Here is a 17,020-nt window from a genome sequence, read left to right as displayed (position 1 = left end):
ACAAAAAAGGCAAAGCTCAAAAAGAGCCTTGCCTTTTTATATATTTTTATCTTGCAAATCTAGTTGCTTCACCCTAGCTATATAGTAGGACATAATCAAAAACAAATTGAAGCTGACAATCCAAATAGACCATTCATGAAAAAAATGCATCGATACAGCCAAACTAATTGCCCCCACTACGAAACTACTGACAACTATTCCATAGTTCAAAGCTTGACGACGATACTCTCGCAGATTTCCTTCTCTCTTAGCGATGCGATACAAAGCAGTCAACATCTTTCGGTAATTTCCAGAAGTCATAAAAATGACATAAGGATGATCTTCAATCAAACTACCCGTAAATGTTAGCATCATCATACCTGTTCCAAAAGCAATAAAAGGAACTTCTAGTAAGGGAAATCTCGAAAAGAAGGGCAGAAGAAGAGTTCCAATAAATAAGGGAAGCAGCATCTTAACCCGCCAATATGCTGTTTTACGATATTCCTTCATGTGCAAGGCAAAAACAAATCCTAGGGAAAAGAAAATAATGGAGCAGAATCGCAACATGGTATTGATGACATTCGAGTCATGCCAATCTGATATCAGTAGGAGAATATTTCCTGTCTGTGTCGCCACCAAACTATGGTACTGAATGTGACAGAATACATCCAAAGAACCACCTATAAAGCCAAGAAATACTCCCATGAGTCGTGTATTTTGAGGTAAAATTAATTTATCCGCCATTGCTTTGTCACTCATTCCCTTTCGATTCATTTATTATACCACTTCTATTAGAGAAATTAAGTGAAAAACAGTTGAACTACTCTTTTATAAATCTAAGTCTAGACAAGATTTGAGGCGAGGCGGCTTTCTATGGTTGAATCAAAACAACACTAGATACCGTACCATCTGCACCTGTTGTAATTTGGATGACTTTTCCACCACCTACTTCAGCATTGTATTTCCCATCATCAAGAGTATAAGAATAGCTTTGGATAGAATAGTTTTCTTTCTTACCATCGGCAGATTCTACTGTAAACTGACCACCTGATGAAACAGTGATTGTTTCACCATTAGCACCCTTCCAATTTCCAGCTGCAGCCGAAAAATCTTTGTCCACCATGGTCAAGACACCTTTATAACGTTTGTTATGTTCTGCCTGCTTGTCTTGAAGTTTGCGATCAGTTGTTGGATCATAAGTTGGCTGATTCGGTTTTGCTTGTGTTCCTTGTTGATTGGATGGAGCTTGAGAAGGGCTTTGCTTAGTGGAAGATTCTTGGCTCTGCTTTGTTTCTGGTGCCGTTGTTGCTTGCGATTGATTAGCAGTAGACCTTGACTGATCAGAAGATGACGACTTAGTGTTTTCTGATGTAGTTGATGACTTCTGAGTCTTGTTATCTTTACTTGAAGAACTTGCCTTAGAACTAGAAGATGCTTGGGTTGTCTTACTAGAACTATCACTCGCAGTGTTCTCTTTCTTATTACCACAAGCTCCTAATATCAGAGTTGAAGCGAGTACAGTTGCGGCCATTAATTTGATAGAAGTTTTGTTTTTCATTTTACACTCCTTTGTAACATTTTTGAAATTTTTAGAAATGTTTTTGTAACAATATTGTAATATTTGTTTTTGAATCTGTCAACTATTTATATATGGTTTTGGTTTTTATTTATACTTGTTTCTTTTTCCTCTCCTATCTCTATTATTCGTAAACAATTTTAAAAAACAGGAAAATTCTTCCTACTGAAATGCTATCTTTTAAAAGTGTAATCGCTTGCATTTTTTTCTTGAAGAGCTATAATAAAATTGAAATAGGATATTGGAGGTGTAGACTTATGTCAAGCAAATATTACAAATATCTTCCTTGGATAATTTTAGGTGCTTTCTGCTCTTATCAGTCTGCAAGTCGCTATGCCCAGACTACATTTGATTTATTTTATTTAACCACAATCTTCATGATTGTCTATATGTCTCTACTATACTTACACGAACATTATTTAAAATACAAATACAAAGATTTATTCATTCGTTTTATGAGTAATCCTAAAAAAGATAAACATCCTTAAACAAAAAATAACAACAAAAAGAGGCCAGAAATTTTTCCGACCTCACTTTTTTATTTTAATCGATAAATAGTGATAACTTCCTTCTGAGGAATCCGTTTAAAGCCAACTTCCTCTATGCTATGACCATATTTCTCTAAGAAACTATCACTTGTACAGGATTTCTCTGGGCATAGAGTCTCAATGAGAGCTAGGCCGTCATCCACTGTGAACTCATCCTCTAGTAGATAAAGGAAACAAGGGTCATAGTCGATAGCTTTTTGAATCTTCTTGATGGATGTTTGAATAATGGATAAGTGGTCAAATGCAAAGTCTTTCTCTTTCAGTTCTCTTCCATCCAAATAACACTTACCTGTGTGAAAATCAACATCTACAAGAACGACTTCTTTTGCATCGTCTCCAGCCTGGACCAAGTCAATCGCTCGGTTCGGTAGATAAACCAAGTGGGCAATGGTAACTGTCCAACCTCTGGGATCACGACCAGGAGTCGATACCGTTACTAACTGTTCAATTTTTTCTAAGGGAAGTTCAAGATTGATTTCTTCTTTAACCTCACGTTGACAAGCATGGGCAGCATCTTCCCCTTTATCCATAAACCCGCCAACTAGCGCTAAACAATTTTGAAAAGGATGTGCCTTCCGACGAATCAGAAAGAGTTTCATTTTCTCTTCTACAAAGCAATAGGCTACCATATCCACAGTCACGCTTGGTTTTTCGTACTGAGGGAGTGCTTGCTTGTGGTACCAGTCTAAAAATTCAGCTTGACTAGCATGAACTTCAAAGTACTCTTTTTCTGTCATCCCGGTTGGAATAGTTTGATTCATCATCTTCTACTTCCTTTCTGCATTGATGGCAATGAAGGCTTTCTATCTACAAGTACTAGAGTATCCTAGTTTTTGTTTTATGCAATCTCAAATTTCAATTGACCTGCTTTAACACCAATTTTAAGCGTCTTACCTTCTTTCAATTCACCTGTAAGAAGGAGCTCTGCTAGTCTGTCTTCTACTTCTGTTTGCAGAGTTCTGCGCAGTGGGCGAGCTCCCATCTCTGGATCATATCCCTTCTGAGCTAGAAGCTTAAGGGCAGATACTTGGAGTTTCAAGTCAATGCCTTTTTCTGCCAGACTTGCAATCAATGGTTTGACCATAATCTTAACCACTTCTTGCATATCTTGACTAGATAGGCTATGGAAGACAACTTTTTCATCAATACGGTTGATAAACTCTGGGCGGTAAGTTTTTTTCAACTCTTCGAACATCCGTTTTTCCATATTTTCCTGATCAAAACGAATATCCTTAGCTCCAAAACCGACTGTCTTGTCATCACGAAGAGCTGTCGCACCAAGGTTTGACGTCATGATAATAATGGTATTTGAGAAATCAACCTTGCGACCCTTACTGTCTGTTAAGACACCATCATCCAAGACCTGCAGGAGCACATTAAAGATATCTGGGTGTGCCTTTTCTACCTCATCAAAAAGCAAGACTGAGTACGGTTTGTTACGAACCTTCTCGGTCAACTCTCCACCTTCTTCGTAACCTACATAACCTGGAGGAGCTCCATTGAGACGACTGGCTGCAAATTTCTCCATGTATTCACTCATATCAAAGCGGATAAGAGCAGACTCATCATCAAAGAGAACTTCTGCCAAGGCTTTAGCCAGTTCAGTTTTACCAACACCTGTCGGCCCAAGGAACATAAAGGATCCAATTGGACGTTTGTTATTGCGAATACCAGATTGATTTCGGCGGATGGCACGACTGATACTAGATACAGCTTGTTCTTGTCCAATAACACGTTTGTGGAGTTCAGCTTCAAGGTTGAGATACTTCTTGGCATCCGTTTGTGTCAATTTTTGAACTGGAATACCTGACAAGCGACTCAAGGTTGTCAAAATATCAGACTCTTTTACTAGATCTTTATAGACTGGAACTTCCTGTTCTTTTGAAATGAGCTGAGCTACTTGTTTCCATTTGCCATCCATCAAAGCCTTATCTGCAGGTGTTAAGCCTGACTCATCTTTTTTAGCGTGCTTTGATTTATTTTGAACAGTTGCTGCCGCTTCATCCAAAAGATCAATCGCTGAGTCTGGCAAGTGACGACTAGTCAAATAGCGATGTGCCATTTTAACAGCTGTTTCGACTGCATCGTCTGTAATTTGGACATGGTGGTGCTTCTCATAAGTTGCTTTTAATCCTTGTAAGATAGCCATACTATCAGCCACGCTCGGTTCCTCAATCATAACTTTGGCAAAACGACGAGAAAGGGCTGCGTCTTTTTCGATGTGTTTTTGGTATTCTTCCTGAGTGGTTGCCCCAACAGTTCTCAGAGTTCCACGCGCTAGAGCAGGTTTCAGGATATTCGCCGCATCCAAGGTCGAGTCAATCCCGCTTCCTGATCCCATAATGGTATGAAGCTCATCGATAAAGAGGATAACCTTACCGTCTTCCTCGATATCTTTGATGATATTGTTCATACGTTCTTCAAAGTCTCCACGGAAACGGGTCCCAGCAACCACATTCATCAAATCGAGCTCTAAAACTCGCATCTTAGCCATTTCATCCGGCACATTCCCACTAGCAATACGCTGCGCAAGGCCAAGTGCCAAAGCTGTTTTACCGACACCTGCATCTCCAACAAGAACTGGATTATTTTTGGTCTTACGACTCAAGATTTGAATCATACGAGAAATTTCTTGGTCACGCCCGATAACTGGTTCCAATTTGCCTGAACGAGCTTGCTCTGTAAGGTCATGAGTGTAATCTTCCAAACCACCGCTTGTAGTTTGAGGCATGCCCATCATATTGGCCATCGAATTTTGCTTATCTGCTACTGAACGGTGGCGCTGACGCAGAGCCTTTAAATCTTCTTTTGTCCAACCAGCACGCGCCTCAAGGTTACGGCGAAGGGATGCAATCCTAACTTGGTCCTTCTGGTCTTCATATGAAAATCCTGCTTTTTCTAAAATCCGGGTAGCTAGGGCATTGCCATCATGTAAGATTGCATAAAGGATATGCTCGGTCCCTAAAGTCTTAGCATGCACAGTGGACGCAATATACTCTGCCTCTACAAACAAAATCTTCAAACGATGTGAAAAAGGAAGTTCTTGATAATCTTCTGAATCACTGTAGTTCGTTTCTGTCAGCTCAACAGCGACCTCCTCTAAACGATCAATCTCATAAGGGAATTCGTTCAAAGTGGCTCCCGCTACACTGTAGCTATGATTTGCCATGGCGATCAGTAGGTGCCAAGACTCTAAATACCTCCCACCAAAATGGCTAGCAACTAAGCGGGCACTTTCAATACACTCTCTCAATGCTTTCGATTCATTCATAGTTTCGTTATTTTCCTTTTCTATCAACCTCTTGTAATAGCTGACGTAGCATATTTGCACGGGTGAAGGAAGCTCCCTCACCCAAAACTCGGTCAGTCGCCACAGATAATAGCAAATTCATCTCTTGACGTGTCAGTAATTCTTGCTCAAATAAAAGCTTCAAAACATCTTCATAAATATCTTGGCTCACTTCTTCATCGACTGAGTACAATAAATCCCGAAGCATTTCATGATGATTAGAAAATTCTATCCGCCCAATACGAATATAACCTCCGCCACCTCGCTTGCTCTCAACTAGATACCCTCTACTCTCTGTAAAACGCGTTTTGATGACATAATTAATTTGGCTAGGCACGACCTGAAAGGTGTCCGCTAACTGGCTACGTTGCAATTCCACGATGCCAGACTGCTCTAAAATAGCCTTGATATATGCTTCAATATGATCAGATGTATTTTTAAATCTCATCGTATGCCACCTCCTTCTATTAACCTTGACTATCTTTGACTATAGTAACATTTCACAAGTGATAAGTCAACTTAGAAGGCCTAAAGCCTTGATACAACTGACTTTAAAATGATTATCACTTAAGTCTAGCTTGACTATCTATTTTTCTTTGAACCTCTTCACTCCAGCAAGCCACTCTCCCCCTCCCAAATGAACATATTTCTTCATTATGGTATAATAAAAACAGTTCATATTTCTTATAAGGTTTTCAAACCCTTATAGAATCTATGAAGCCTAGAAAGTATGTGCAAATTCTGATTCACAATAAAAGCTGAGAAAGGTTTCATCATGAAACAGGAAAACAAAATTTTTGGTATCCTAGCCATTGTTTTAGGTGCTATTGCACTTCTTGGTTCTTGGATTCCCGGTATCAACCAAATTTCATTCTTAATCGCTATCCTTGCACTTATCCTCGGTGTCGTTGGCTTATTTATAAACCTTAAAATAAAAAATTACTAGCTATTATCGGTACCGTTCTTGCTGTAACATCTATTGTTTTTGCCGTGGGTAGTCAAGTTATCTATAATCAAATCCGAAAGAATGCTGCTCAAGCTACAAAACAAGCCGAAGGTGGCGAATTTACATGGACAAAAGCGCAATTCGATGCTCTGAAGCAAGGTGATATTCTCAAGCAAGGTGCTGGTGGTACCAACTATGAGGATGTCATAAAAGAACACGGAAAACCATCAAAAGAAAGTACAACCAAGAAAAAGGACCGCGAAAACAAAGTGATTTCTTATGTATCAACAGGTAATAATATCCAGTCTGTCACTCTTACCTTCGATAAACAAGAAGATGGTTCTTTCCTACTCATCTCTAAAGTTGCAATGGGATTAGAATAAAGGATTCGTCCACACTATCACATCATAAACTATATAAAAATAAAACTTCGGTATCATTAATAGTGTACCGAAGTTTTTTGAGTTATGGTTCAATGCCCAATTCCGCTAAAATCTGGCGTTTATAAGCAATTTTCTGAACTTCCTTGTCTTGATCTTCAGACCAGTCGAGTTTGATTTCAGAAACAATCTGCCCAGGCCTATTTTTCAAGATATAGATTCGGTCACTAAGATTGAGAGCTTCCTCGATACTATGCGTAATGATGAGTGTCGTCAAACCTAGTTGCTTGTGAATCTCCAGATACCAAGCATGGAGTTCCATCTTAGTCATCTCATCCAAAGCACTAAAGGCCTCGTCCAGAAGAAAGAGCTTATGCCCAAAAAGATAGGTACGAAGCAAGGCAACGCGCTGGCGCATCCCGCCGCTAAGCTCATGAGGATACTTATCCCGTACCGACGTCAACTGAAAGGTAGCCAGGATTTCATCTGCGCGAGCAATAGCTTCTGCTTTATTCACCTTTTGTATCAAAAGTGGCAGGATAATATTGCCAAGCACTGTCTTATGTTCCAGGAGCAAATCCTTTTGCAACATATAACTCACGCGCCCCTTAGGATTTTCCTCTCCGTCAAGCACAATTCTCCCTGACTGAACTTCTAAAATTCCTGCAATCAGGTTAAAGAGGGTTGTCTTTCCAACACCACTGGGGCCTAGGATAGAAACCACTTCACCTGAAGTTACCTGTAGGTTAATATCCTCTAAAATCTTTTCATTATCGTAAGCATAGCTTACATGTTCTAGTCTAATTTCTGTCATTATTTTACAAATTCGTTGGTAAATCCTTTGTCTGTCAAATCTTCTTTAAGGATCCCATTATCCTTATCCCACTTGTAAAAAGCATTCCAGCGGGCAGGGTCAAATTGACCCCATTTTTCTTTATCACTTGCATATTCTTTTGATAAGTACTTTTGAGATTCAATGACAAAATCACGTTTTTCCTTGAGTTCAGGTGCATTTTTGATGAGGATATCTGCGGCTTCTTCTGGGTGTTCCATAGCGTATTGATAACCTTTTTTGATGGCTTGAACGACTTTCTTAGCTTCTTCTTTATTATTTTTCAAATAATCATTATTTGCGATGATGACTGGTGAATAGTAGTCAAACTCTTTGACATAGTCTTTCAAGTACATAAAGTTAGCGTCCACGCCTTGAGATTTGGCAAGAATGCCGTCCCAACCATAGTAAATCCAAGCAGTATCAAAAACTCCATTGGCAATTGGTGTCACTGAGTTTGAATCATTATTTGGCACTTTTTCAACTTTGTCAAAATCCCCACCTTGAGATTCTACCAAGGTTTTCAACATCGCTAGTTCTGTTGGGTCGTTCCAAGTACCGTATTTCTTACCAACCAAGTCTTTAGGACTATTGATATTGTCAGACTTACGAGAAATGATTCCTGATGTATTGTGCTCAACAATCGCTGCAACGGCAGTAATACCTGCTCCTTTTTCCAATTTCTTAGCCATGTAGTCTTGGAAGTAAACCGCAAAAGGTGCTTTACCATTGATGACCAAGTCTGATGAGCTTTCTTCTGGTGGCAATTTCAAATCAACATCCACCCCAGCTTCCTTGAAGTAGCCTTTTTCCTTAGCTACATAAAGCCCTGTATGGTTGGTATTGGGTGTCCAGTCTAGGATAAAGTCAATTTTTTTGAGTTCTGCTTCTTTGTTATCCTTAGAAGCTGTTCCTTGGCCACAAGCCACAAGCACGACAGCTAGAAGAGCTGTTACAATTGTTAAAAACACTTTCCATGTTTTCTTCATTTATATTTCCTCTTTTCTTTTTCTAAAACGCTCTATTTTATGTACGTTTCCATTTAATCACATATTTTTCACTGATATCGACTAATTTCATACCCAGCAGGCTGATAAGCGATACCAAAATAATAATGGCAAACATGGTATCATACTGAAACAGTTTCTTGGACTGAATCATGTAGACACCTAGTCCTTCAAAGCCTCCCAACCACTCAGACACAACTGTTGTGATAAAGGCGTAGGAAACACTGACCCTAAGTCCTGCATAAAAGTAGGGCAGGCTGACCGGGATTTTAAAATGCCACAGAATTTGCCAAGGATTTGCTCGCATCAGACTAAACAAGGTCAGCATATCCTTGTCACAATGCCTAAATCCATCTAGAATACTGACGATAATAGGGAAGGTTGTCGTCAAGATAATCAAGACAATCTTGGGCAAGATTCCATAACCCAACCATAAAACTAGGATAGGGGCTATGGCAATTGTCGGTATGGTCTGGACAACCACCATCATGGGATAAATCAAATCATTCAGCCAAGATAAGCTGTCCATTAAAATCGCCATAATGCAGGCAATCACAACTCCTAAAATCAAACCTAGCAAAGCAACTCTCAAGGTTGCCCAACTATGGTACCAAAGAAACTCTCTATCTCGAACAAAAGACTGAAGGATTTCAAGTGGGGTTGGTAGGATAAACTTAGGCAAAAGCTGAAATAACCCTGCCAACTGCCAGATGGACAGCACTCCTAAAAATCCTAGCAAACTAATATGCCGTCTCATTATATTTTTCAAGTTTCTCATCAATACTTAAAATCTCTCCTACATTTATTTTCACATTGGCAAAGACATTGTCCGCTTCCTGTCCTGCTACTTCAAGCGCCTCTTTGAGAATGCGCATGAGCTCCTCAAAGTCTCCTTCTAGGACCGTTTCAAAAGGCGTCACCACCATAGTTACTGATTGAGCTTGTAGATAAGCTATGACCTGATCAATCACTGCTATTCGATCAATCCCCTGAGATAGGGGTAGAACTTGTAAAGCAATACTCGCTTTCACAAAAACCTCCTTTCTAGGTTCTCCTTTTAAAAAAGAAAAACCTTTACCATATATGGAAAAGGCACAGTTTTTAACTAAGCAATCGTTCCCTACGCTGGCATTACCCAGATCAGGTGCGGTCGAAGTTTAACACTTCCTCTCAGACTGTACACAGACTCCCGTATATTGTATCTATATTAACTATATCTTAGCGAAAATAACTTAAGTTGTCAAGGAAACTGCTTACAGAAAAAAGAGACAGTAAACCATCTCTTTCACTAATGATCCAAATTAACTAGCTCTTTCATTTAGAGCATAGGGGCAAATAACTGGGTCACTTCCTTGATTAACTTTTGGTACCAGGTAGCCTTAATTGTTCCAGGAAAGATTTCTTGTGACTGTTTAAAAATCTCTTCAAAGTCTTTGCGAATAGTTGCAATGGACGGTGTTTCATACAATAAAACTGCATTTTCATAGTGGTGAACCAAGCTACGATAGTCTAGATTTATGGTTCCGACAGCTGCAAATCGATTATCGACAATCATTTGCTTACTATGGATAAAACCAGGAGTATACTCAAAGATACGTACACCAGCAGACAAAAGGTCTGGATAAGATCCTCGAGTTACCAACTGGATGAGCTTTTTATCCGGTATATATGGAGTTACAATTCGTACATCTACACCTCGCATAGCCGCATTTTTTATATCCTCTGTCAAATCATAATCAATAATGAGATAAGGCGTTGTGATATAGACAAAATCTTCCGCTTGATTAATCAAGTTTTGATAGACAATTTTACCTACCTTCATCTGGTAGATTGGTTTTGGCCCACTGCCATATGGGATACAAAGTCCACTACCGGATCGTGTCTGATTTTCCAAATGATACTGATCAAAGTCACTGATTTCCCCACGGTTGATGTACCAGTTCATGAGAAATAGTCTTGTGAAGGCTTGAGTCGCCGGACCATCGATACGAATCCCACTATCTTTCCAGTGTCCAAAACGTTCAATCTGATTGATGTATTCGTCTGCAAGGTTGACCCCACCAGTGTAGGAAATCTGCCCATCAATGACCAAGATTTTACGGTGGTCACGGTTGTTATAGGCCACTGTCATACGAGGAATCACCTTATTAAACTTATGAGCATCAATTCCTTTAGACCGCAAATAAACAGTATAATCTCCAGGCAAAGTCACCATACAACCAATATCGTCATAGAGCATCTTGACTTCAACACCCTGAGCTGCCTTTTCTTCCAGAATCTCAAGCATGCTATCCCACATCAAGCCCTCTTCGACAATATAGTATTCAAGAAAAATAAACTTTTCAGCTCTTTTTAGATCCTCCAGCATCTGTTGCCACATTTCTTCTCCATTTGCGAAAAATTGTGAATCCGTATGCTCATAGACTTCTGCATTGCTATCCATATGTAGCAAGGCATTGATAATTCCGTAGGCAGATTTATCTGTTTCTTGTAGGTTCTGATGAAGACTATCTTCATGCTTCTCTTGTAAAGTAATCGAACGCAATTCTTTGAGTTGTTTCAGCTCTTTTTTTGATAGTCGGCGCTCACCAAACATGATATAAAGTAATGGACCAAACACAGGCACAAAGGTCACAATCAACCAAGTCACCTTGCTCTCTGGCGACATGGAACGATTGACAATCGCTATAACGGTTGCTATGCTGATGAGAAACACAAGAATGACCCAAACAAGTGGAGCAATCTGGCTCATGTAAAGAATAATTCCAAAAATAACAAATAATTCTATCAGGATAATCGCAATACTAAAGCCATACTTGGACATCAATAATCGAAATTTTCTTGTCCCCATATCTCCCTCTCAACTTCTAAGTATACTCCCTCATATACTATCTGAAAACGCTTATTACCTTCTAGTATACTTAGTTTCATAAAACTTATCAAGCTTTTTCTGTATAGGCCGATAGTTCTATGTTTAAAATTAATTTAAAAAGCAGGCCACTTATATGTGCCTGCTCTCGTTTTACAATTTCAACGCCAACATATTAACCGTCATACCAGCCGCAGTTCCCATCAAGAAGATAGTATCTCCTTCCTTCACATAGCCATGATCGAGTGCATAGGCCAAGCCAAAAGGTACCGCAACGGAAACCATATTCCCATACTCACTGACAATATTGAGATACTTGTCTTTACTAACTCCTAGTTTATCCATAACAAGTGGTAATGCTCGGCTAGCTTGGTGGGGAATAATATAGTCTACAGCATCTTTAGAAATACCAGATTTCTCTTGGAATTCTTGAAACATTTCTGGAATGACACGAGCAGAAAGCAAGAGGATTTTCTTCCCTTTCATATCAAACATGAAATTCGTCTTAGTTTCTTCAGAGTATTCTTTTGGTTGATATGAAGTCAAGCCTCCACGAATCTCTGTATCGTGAGCTCCCTCTGACCAAGTGCGTTGAAGGCTTGCTATCACTCCCTTATCCTTGTCACTTGCTTGGAAAATAAAGGCTGCCGCCCCATCACCAAAGAGTTCATAACTTTCTTTTTGCTTCGGATTGAGCCCTAAGCTACCAACTTCACTGGATACAATCAAAACACGATTGTATTCTCCAGCTTCAATCAAGTACGACATCGTTGATAGTGCTGATATAAAACTTGTACAAGTCGTATTGATATCCATAGCTGGTATAGAGAGCCCTTTTGCCACGCGCTCATGGATCAAAGCAGCTGTACATGGAATAGGCTGAACACCCACCGCACTAGCTGATACAAGGCAATCAATATCTTTAATACTTAAGTTTGCATTTGCAAGCGCAGCTTGGATAGCTGCTTCTGCCAAATCTAGCTGTGTTTCTTCATTTTCAACCACACGATAACGCGTTTGGTCTTTAAATTGCACTGTGTTTTTTGGAAGGTAAACCCCATAGCCTGCAATTTCTACATGTCTTTTCACTTCTGTCATATTTTTTTGTCCTTTCATAAACGTTGGATACGTTTGAGCTTACGACTTGTATCCCAGTGATAATCTGAAAATTGTATTTCAGGTTCTTTAAACTCTTTTTGTTGCGCCAAAAGTCGAAACTGCTCTGTAATCGCTGTTTCAACTTGCTCGTCCCTTCGACTCAGACAAACTTCCACTAGCTTCTCAGAATGTTGTTTGACTTGGTAATCTCCAACATTCTCCACAAAGAGAATGCAACGCCTGATAAAGTCTGGATAAATCGTTACCTGACCTCCTTCCAATCCTTCAAAGTAGAAGATATCGTCAGAGCGCCCTTCGACCTTGTCAATCCTTGTGTAATTGGATCCACATGGACAAGGCTCTGGATTTTCAACCAAGATATCATTGAGCTGGTAGCGATAAACAGGCTGACTGCTCCGCTTAAAATCAGTTATAACTGGATAAAAACGTCGGTCATCCAAGTAGTGCTTTTCCACAAAGATGATGTCTTCATTGAGATGCAGATTCCCAGCAGAGCAAGTGCAAGCTAGGAAACCTTCTGTTGCTTGATAGACCTGGTCAATAACTGGTAGTGCAAAAGCCTCAGAAATCCGTTCTCTGTCACTATCTTCCAAGATTTCAGCCACTGAAACGATTTTTTGTGGATGAATCTTTAGTTCTCCAGCTTTTAGACGCTTACTCAATTCAATCAACATAGAAGCAGGCGCTACCACAATGGTCGGTTGATAACTATTGAGACGCTCTATATGCTCATCTGTATTCTTGAAAATATCAAAGTACTCTAAACGAATAAGTGCCGTATTGATGGTCTGATAGAGTTCATTATCCGCTCTGAGGAAAAAGGCTATGCGGTGCCCAAAAAGTTGGCCCTTGGGCAACATCTTTGCCAAGATAGCTGCTGCCCACATACTTCTCTCTTTTTCAGTTGTGATAAAGAGTCCCCGGTGTCCAGATGTTCCAGAAGACAACCCAACAGCTATTTCTCCCTTAAGCTCTGTAAAATTCCTGGTCTTTTCACTTTCGATAGCCAAAGACAAGGCCTCGTCTCGATCCACACCTTGAGTATTAAGCTCATTGAAATGCGTCATCATAAAAGCCTTATCCATATGGTCAAAGTCACTAGGTACACCATTTTTAAAATAAGGTGACTCACGTTTGAGAAAGTCCATATAGGCATCTAGTTGCTTTTTCTGATAGCTTTCTAAGGCTTCTCGAGATTTAAAATTATGAAGCCAACGAGTCTGGATAAAAGTTTTAAGAAAGGTTATTTTTTTCATACAAGATCCGCTCAATCCTTTCTACAGGGTCATGGCTGACAAGCGCTTCTATACCATCCTTTAAAACCTCTTCCAAGAGCTCCGTTCCTTTGATATAGTCAGCCTTACTATCTTGAACCAAGGAAGGAATCAGATGCATCTGTTTGGTGTAAGGCAAAAGGTCAATGCCCCAACAGAGGTCTGCCGCGATAAAGAGATCATAGTCTGGCATAAAGAGGCAAGCTTGACCCTTAGCATGCCCATCAATAGAAGCTACCAGGATACTTCCATCTCCAAACAAATCATAGGTAGGACGATAAGAAAAGTTAGCGCTTTGCTGATTTGCCTTGATGACTGTCAATCTTTCCTCGAAGTCACTCGGCAAAAATTCTTTAAAAATTAAATCTTTTAGTTTTGGTTTCTTGTAAACATCATAGACTTCCTGGGTCAGTATAAAGTTTGCATTCGGAAAGAAGCTAGCCCCTCCCAAATGATCTGGGTGTAGATGAGACAACAAGACATAGTTAATTTCTTCTGGCTTGATCCCTTTAGCTTTCAGCAAGTACGAAATCTGATCTTTCTCCGTCATTTGAACTGGCGTCCCCAAACGGTAAAAAGCATAACGAAGTTTCGTCTTAATATCATAGTGATAGCCAGTATCATAGAGCAGATAGCCCTTATCCCTATGCTTGATAAGGAAAACTCCTGCGGGGAAAGTCATCTTTCTATTCTTGACACCTTTAAAGAGCAAACCGGCATAACTCGTACAATATCCCGCTGGGAAATACTCAATGCTTTCGATAATCTTGGACATATTGTTCAATCCCTTCTGAAATACTAATTTTCGGATGATACCCCAATTCCCTCTCAGCCTTGCTAATATCTAGAGTTTGACTATAACGAAGTAGATAATAGGTATATCGTGTTAAAGGCGGTTCCCCTTTCAGATTCAAGGACTTGTAAAGAAACTCTAAACTACTTGCAATTCCTGCTAATAGAGATGCTGGAAGTTTTCTATATTTGATTGGGTAACCCAAACCTTTCAAACTTTCCTCTAGCAGATCTCTAAAAGCCCTCGGTTCACCATTAGTAATGTTATAAACCTCACCTTTGGCTTCTAGAGCTTCTATGGCCAAACGGATTGCCAGAGCAACATTTTCCACACAAGTCATGTCCATGAGCTGACGCCCATCCCCAATCAAAGGAATTCCAAGTTTTTGACTCAGATTAATTACCCGTGGCAAGATGCTGGTATCTCCAATCCCAAACAGCCCCCGAGGTCTCAAGATAATACTAGGAACATCTGCATAATCCTTAAAGAGTTTCTCCGAAGCTAATTTACTACGGATATAGTTATTGAGATTATTTTCCTCTGGTGCATCACTTTCTTTAATCCCTAGTTGATCTCTAGGAGCAGCATAGATGCTTGGTGAGGATACATAGACTAAACGTTGAATACCTGTTTGGCGACATGCCTCGAGAACATATTTAGTTCCTAAAACATTAGCCTGATAAAAATCTTCCCAAGGCCCCCAAACTGTTGACAGAGCTCCAGCATGAACAACCATGTCCATCTCTTGACAAGCCTCTAATAAATCTTCTGCCTTTGTCAAATCACCCTGAAAAAAACTGACCGAAGAATTCTCCAAAGAGCGACCTACCTTACTGTTTCTACCAAAAGCTCGCACTTGGTAACCATGTTCAACTAGTTCTTCTACTACATATTTACCCAAGAAACCAGTGGCTCCCGTAACTAATACTTTTTTCATCATTCTTTCTCCTTATCTGCTAACAGACGGTGGATTTCGCTCTCCAAAATTTCTGTTGGATGATAGGATTGTGCAGCCTGGCGTAAAATTTTTAATTCTGACCAATCTTCTTTAGTAATTAATTTCTCAAAGGCTAAGCCAATCGCTCTCGTATCCTCTTTATTAGCAGTCAGTGCAACACCCGCTTCCACACCACGAACGGCATAATCAAATTGGTCGTAATCATGAGGCAAAATCAAAGCTGGTTTACCATAAATGATACATTGATAAAAAATTCCAGCTCCACCATGATGAATCACATAATCCATCTGAGGAATGTATTCTTTGTAAGGAAGATAAGAAACAACGGACAGATTCTCCATCAGATTCTCACTCTGAAAAGGTTCTCCACCAACTCCGCGAGTCACAAAAAAATGAAAATCAGGATGCGCTTTGGCTAGTTGCTTCGCTTGAAAGATTAGATTATCTTTGGCCCATGCCAGTTGCGTCCCACAAGTCACCAAAACTTTCTTTCGATGAGGAAAAGCTGACAAATCTAAAGGATAATCTTTCCCAGCCTCTACTGAAGCTCCAAAGGGTCCTACCCACTTATAGTGTTCTGGAAATCCCTTTTTTAACTCTACTTCTTTCATCCCTATGCCAAGGATTGAATATGGAGAATAAATAGTCTCTTGGTCCAGCTGATTATAGAGTCTAAAATTATATCTCTTTAAACGATCACGAAATGAAAAAGATACAATCCGTTTTACTAACCGAGTTCCCTTTCTACCTAAAAATTGTACTGCAGACTCCCAGGCATTCTTGGGACTACCCATCCCACCAATTAGACAGGGCGGGCCATCAGTAGTCTCTAAAACAAATTGTGTAGCCATGGTAGTAATCCAAGGAATACCAAGCTGATCTGCTACGAGCCCACCTGACAAAGTTATAAAATCAGCAATAACAATATCTGGGCGATTCTTTTGCCACTCTTTCATTAATTGATCAGAAACAAGATTAATTAAATCAATACTAGCAGAAAGTTGATGATATGCTGATAAAATTCCTAATTGTTCAGAGTTATTTGCTGCTTTTTCGAACTCATCAACGTGCCCTTCTAGTATTGTAACTACATTAAAACCTGCAGCCTCAGCAACGGCTTTTTTTTGAGGACCAGTGAATAAACGAATCTCATATCGAGGGTCATTAAGTAAGGGTATTAATAAATTCATTGTTGGATACAAATGTCCACTTAAAGGAACAACTACAACATCAATTTTGATTCTTTTCATATGACTAGGATACCAAAAATAAAAAAAAGAACTATCATAAAGATAATTCTTAGCCAAAAAATTCGTTTTTGAAATGAAAATAACATGGAAACTTTAGGAAAATGTAATGAGAATTTACAAGTAAATAGTAAATTATAAATCCTATCAAATGAAAAAATAAAAAAAGGCAACCGCCTCAATTTAAGTATTGACCAATCGGG

General features: G+C 39.5%; 16 protein-coding genes, 1 pseudogene and 1 riboswitch. Of the genes and pseudogenes, 2 read left to right on the top strand and 15 right to left on the bottom strand.

The features are described from left to right. Nucleotides 1–36: 36 nt before the first annotated feature. Together HMPREF9180_RS02435 and HMPREF9180_RS02430 are read right to left on the bottom strand one after the other, a co-directional pair. Nucleotides 37–723: a YoaK family protein gene (locus HMPREF9180_RS02435; protein WP_025168574.1), complete on the bottom strand. Its 687-nt coding sequence runs from the start codon at nucleotides 721–723 to the stop codon at nucleotides 37–39. Between the two features lie 127 nt (nucleotides 724–850). Beyond that, nucleotides 851–1,537 carry a hypothetical protein gene (locus HMPREF9180_RS02430; protein WP_006144771.1) on the bottom strand — a complete coding sequence of 229 codons (687 nt, stop codon included), beginning with the start codon at nucleotides 1,535–1,537 and terminating at the stop codon, nucleotides 851–853. A gap of 275 nt (nucleotides 1,538–1,812) precedes the next feature. On the opposite strand from HMPREF9180_RS02430, the gene HMPREF9180_RS10410 reads away from it, so the two are divergent. Beyond that, entirely contained in the window at nucleotides 1,813–2,043 is a 231-nt protein-coding gene (locus HMPREF9180_RS10410; RefSeq protein WP_006144770.1) for a hypothetical protein, read from the top strand. 50 nt (nucleotides 2,044–2,093) lie between these two features. On the opposite strand, the gene HMPREF9180_RS02425 is transcribed toward HMPREF9180_RS10410, so the two are convergent. From HMPREF9180_RS02425 to HMPREF9180_RS02415, 3 genes are all read right to left on the bottom strand, one after another. Then, entirely contained in the window at nucleotides 2,094–2,867 is a 774-nt protein-coding gene (locus HMPREF9180_RS02425; protein ID WP_006144769.1) for an NUDIX domain-containing protein, read from the bottom strand. Nucleotides 2,868–2,941: 74 nt separating this feature from the next. After that, on the bottom strand, nucleotides 2,942–5,374 hold the full coding sequence (locus HMPREF9180_RS02420; protein WP_025168573.1) for an ATP-dependent Clp protease ATP-binding subunit: 2,433 nt from the start codon (nucleotides 5,372–5,374) through the stop codon (nucleotides 2,942–2,944). A gap of 7 nt (nucleotides 5,375–5,381) precedes the next feature. Continuing rightward, a complete protein-coding gene (locus tag HMPREF9180_RS02415) occupies nucleotides 5,382–5,840 on the bottom strand; it encodes a CtsR family transcriptional regulator (RefSeq protein ID WP_006144766.1) in 459 nt (152 codons plus the stop codon). Between the two features lie 327 nt (nucleotides 5,841–6,167). Between HMPREF9180_RS02415 and HMPREF9180_RS10525 the strand changes: the two are divergent. After that, nucleotides 6,168–6,721 (top strand): annotated as a pseudogene (locus HMPREF9180_RS10525) (DUF4190 domain-containing protein). An 82-nt stretch (nucleotides 6,722–6,803) separates the two neighbouring features. Here the strand turns inward: HMPREF9180_RS10525 and HMPREF9180_RS02405 are convergent. From HMPREF9180_RS02405 to HMPREF9180_RS02360, 10 genes are all read right to left on the bottom strand, one after another. After that, nucleotides 6,804–7,532 (bottom strand): ABC transporter ATP-binding protein, encoded by a 729-nt coding sequence (locus tag HMPREF9180_RS02405; RefSeq protein WP_006144762.1) that lies wholly within the window; start codon nucleotides 7,530–7,532, stop codon nucleotides 6,804–6,806. After that, on the bottom strand, nucleotides 7,532–8,539 hold the full coding sequence (locus tag HMPREF9180_RS02400; protein WP_006144760.1) for an ABC transporter substrate-binding protein: 1,008 nt from the start codon (nucleotides 8,537–8,539) through the stop codon (nucleotides 7,532–7,534). Before HMPREF9180_RS02400 ends, HMPREF9180_RS02405 begins: the two co-directional genes overlap by 1 nt. A 37-nt stretch (nucleotides 8,540–8,576) precedes the next feature. After that, nucleotides 8,577–9,335: an ABC transporter permease gene (locus HMPREF9180_RS02395; protein WP_025168572.1), complete on the bottom strand. Its 759-nt coding sequence runs from the start codon at nucleotides 9,333–9,335 to the stop codon at nucleotides 8,577–8,579. After that, nucleotides 9,298–9,588: a thiamine-binding protein gene (locus HMPREF9180_RS02390; RefSeq protein ID WP_006144756.1), complete on the bottom strand. Its 291-nt coding sequence runs from the start codon at nucleotides 9,586–9,588 to the stop codon at nucleotides 9,298–9,300. Before HMPREF9180_RS02390 ends, HMPREF9180_RS02395 begins: the two co-directional genes overlap by 38 nt. A 69-nt stretch (nucleotides 9,589–9,657) precedes the next feature. Then, nucleotides 9,658–9,760: riboswitch (TPP riboswitch) on the bottom strand. Nucleotides 9,761–9,875: 115 nt separating this feature from the next. Continuing rightward, nucleotides 9,876–11,408 (bottom strand): cardiolipin synthase, encoded by a 1,533-nt coding sequence (gene cls, locus HMPREF9180_RS02385; protein ID WP_025168571.1) that lies wholly within the window; start codon nucleotides 11,406–11,408, stop codon nucleotides 9,876–9,878. 171 nt (nucleotides 11,409–11,579) lie between these two features. Beyond that, nucleotides 11,580–12,524, bottom strand: a complete 945-nt coding sequence (locus HMPREF9180_RS02380; RefSeq protein WP_025168570.1) for a 3-oxoacyl-[acyl-carrier-protein] synthase III C-terminal domain-containing protein — start codon at nucleotides 12,522–12,524, stop codon at nucleotides 11,580–11,582. Between the two features lie 14 nt (nucleotides 12,525–12,538). Beyond that, nucleotides 12,539–13,801, bottom strand: a complete 1,263-nt coding sequence (locus HMPREF9180_RS02375; protein ID WP_006144753.1) for a F390 synthetase-related protein — start codon at nucleotides 13,799–13,801, stop codon at nucleotides 12,539–12,541. Beyond that, entirely contained in the window at nucleotides 13,779–14,594 is an 816-nt protein-coding gene (locus HMPREF9180_RS02370; protein WP_006144752.1) for an MBL fold metallo-hydrolase, read from the bottom strand. The genes HMPREF9180_RS02375 and HMPREF9180_RS02370 overlap by 23 nt, the downstream gene beginning before the upstream one ends. Then, on the bottom strand, nucleotides 14,569–15,549 hold the full coding sequence (locus HMPREF9180_RS02365; protein WP_025168569.1) for an NAD-dependent epimerase/dehydratase family protein: 981 nt from the start codon (nucleotides 15,547–15,549) through the stop codon (nucleotides 14,569–14,571). The genes HMPREF9180_RS02370 and HMPREF9180_RS02365 overlap by 26 nt, the downstream gene beginning before the upstream one ends. Next, nucleotides 15,549–16,820 carry a glycosyltransferase gene (locus HMPREF9180_RS02360; RefSeq protein ID WP_006144750.1) on the bottom strand — a complete coding sequence of 424 codons (1,272 nt, stop codon included), beginning with the start codon at nucleotides 16,818–16,820 and terminating at the stop codon, nucleotides 15,549–15,551. The genes HMPREF9180_RS02365 and HMPREF9180_RS02360 overlap by 1 nt, the downstream gene beginning before the upstream one ends. Nucleotides 16,821–17,020 lie beyond the last annotated feature (200 nt).

Source organism: Streptococcus peroris ATCC 700780 (assembly GCF_000187585.1).
GTDB classification, from domain to species: Bacteria; Bacillota; Bacilli; order Lactobacillales; family Streptococcaceae; genus Streptococcus; species Streptococcus peroris.
The sequence above is the reverse complement of the archived record's forward strand: the minus strand, read 5'-3'. Positions and strand labels throughout refer to the sequence as shown.

Coding starts and splice junctions, on each gene's coding strand:
- HMPREF9180_RS02435 (WP_025168574.1), bottom strand. CDS start 723: ATGGCGGATAAATTAATTTTACCTCAAAATACACGACTCATGGGAGTA.
- HMPREF9180_RS02430 (WP_006144771.1), bottom strand. CDS start 1,537: ATGAAAAACAAAACTTCTATCAAATTAATGGCCGCAACTGTACTCGCT.
- HMPREF9180_RS10410 (WP_006144770.1), top strand. CDS start 1,813: ATGTCAAGCAAATATTACAAATATCTTCCTTGGATAATTTTAGGTGCT.
- HMPREF9180_RS02425 (WP_006144769.1), bottom strand. CDS start 2,867: ATGATGAATCAAACTATTCCAACCGGGATGACAGAAAAAGAGTACTTT.
- HMPREF9180_RS02420 (WP_025168573.1), bottom strand. CDS start 5,374: ATGAATGAATCGAAAGCATTGAGAGAGTGTATTGAAAGTGCCCGCTTA.
- HMPREF9180_RS02415 (WP_006144766.1), bottom strand. CDS start 5,840: ATGAGATTTAAAAATACATCTGATCATATTGAAGCATATATCAAGGCT.
- HMPREF9180_RS02405 (WP_006144762.1), bottom strand. CDS start 7,532: ATGACAGAAATTAGACTAGAACATGTAAGCTATGCTTACGATAATGAA.
- HMPREF9180_RS02400 (WP_006144760.1), bottom strand. CDS start 8,539: ATGAAGAAAACATGGAAAGTGTTTTTAACAATTGTAACAGCTCTTCTA.
- HMPREF9180_RS02395 (WP_025168572.1), bottom strand. CDS start 9,335: ATGAGAAACTTGAAAAATATAATGAGACGGCATATTAGTTTGCTAGGA.
- cls (WP_025168571.1), bottom strand. CDS start 11,408: ATGGGGACAAGAAAATTTCGATTATTGATGTCCAAGTATGGCTTTAGT.
- HMPREF9180_RS02380 (WP_025168570.1), bottom strand. CDS start 12,524: ATGACAGAAGTGAAAAGACATGTAGAAATTGCAGGCTATGGGGTTTAC.
- HMPREF9180_RS02375 (WP_006144753.1), bottom strand. CDS start 13,801: ATGAAAAAAATAACCTTTCTTAAAACTTTTATCCAGACTCGTTGGCTT.
- HMPREF9180_RS02370 (WP_006144752.1), bottom strand. CDS start 14,594: ATGTCCAAGATTATCGAAAGCATTGAGTATTTCCCAGCGGGATATTGT.
- HMPREF9180_RS02365 (WP_025168569.1), bottom strand. CDS start 15,549: ATGAAAAAAGTATTAGTTACGGGAGCCACTGGTTTCTTGGGTAAATAT.
- HMPREF9180_RS02360 (WP_006144750.1), bottom strand. CDS start 16,820: ATGAAAAGAATCAAAATTGATGTTGTAGTTGTTCCTTTAAGTGGACAT.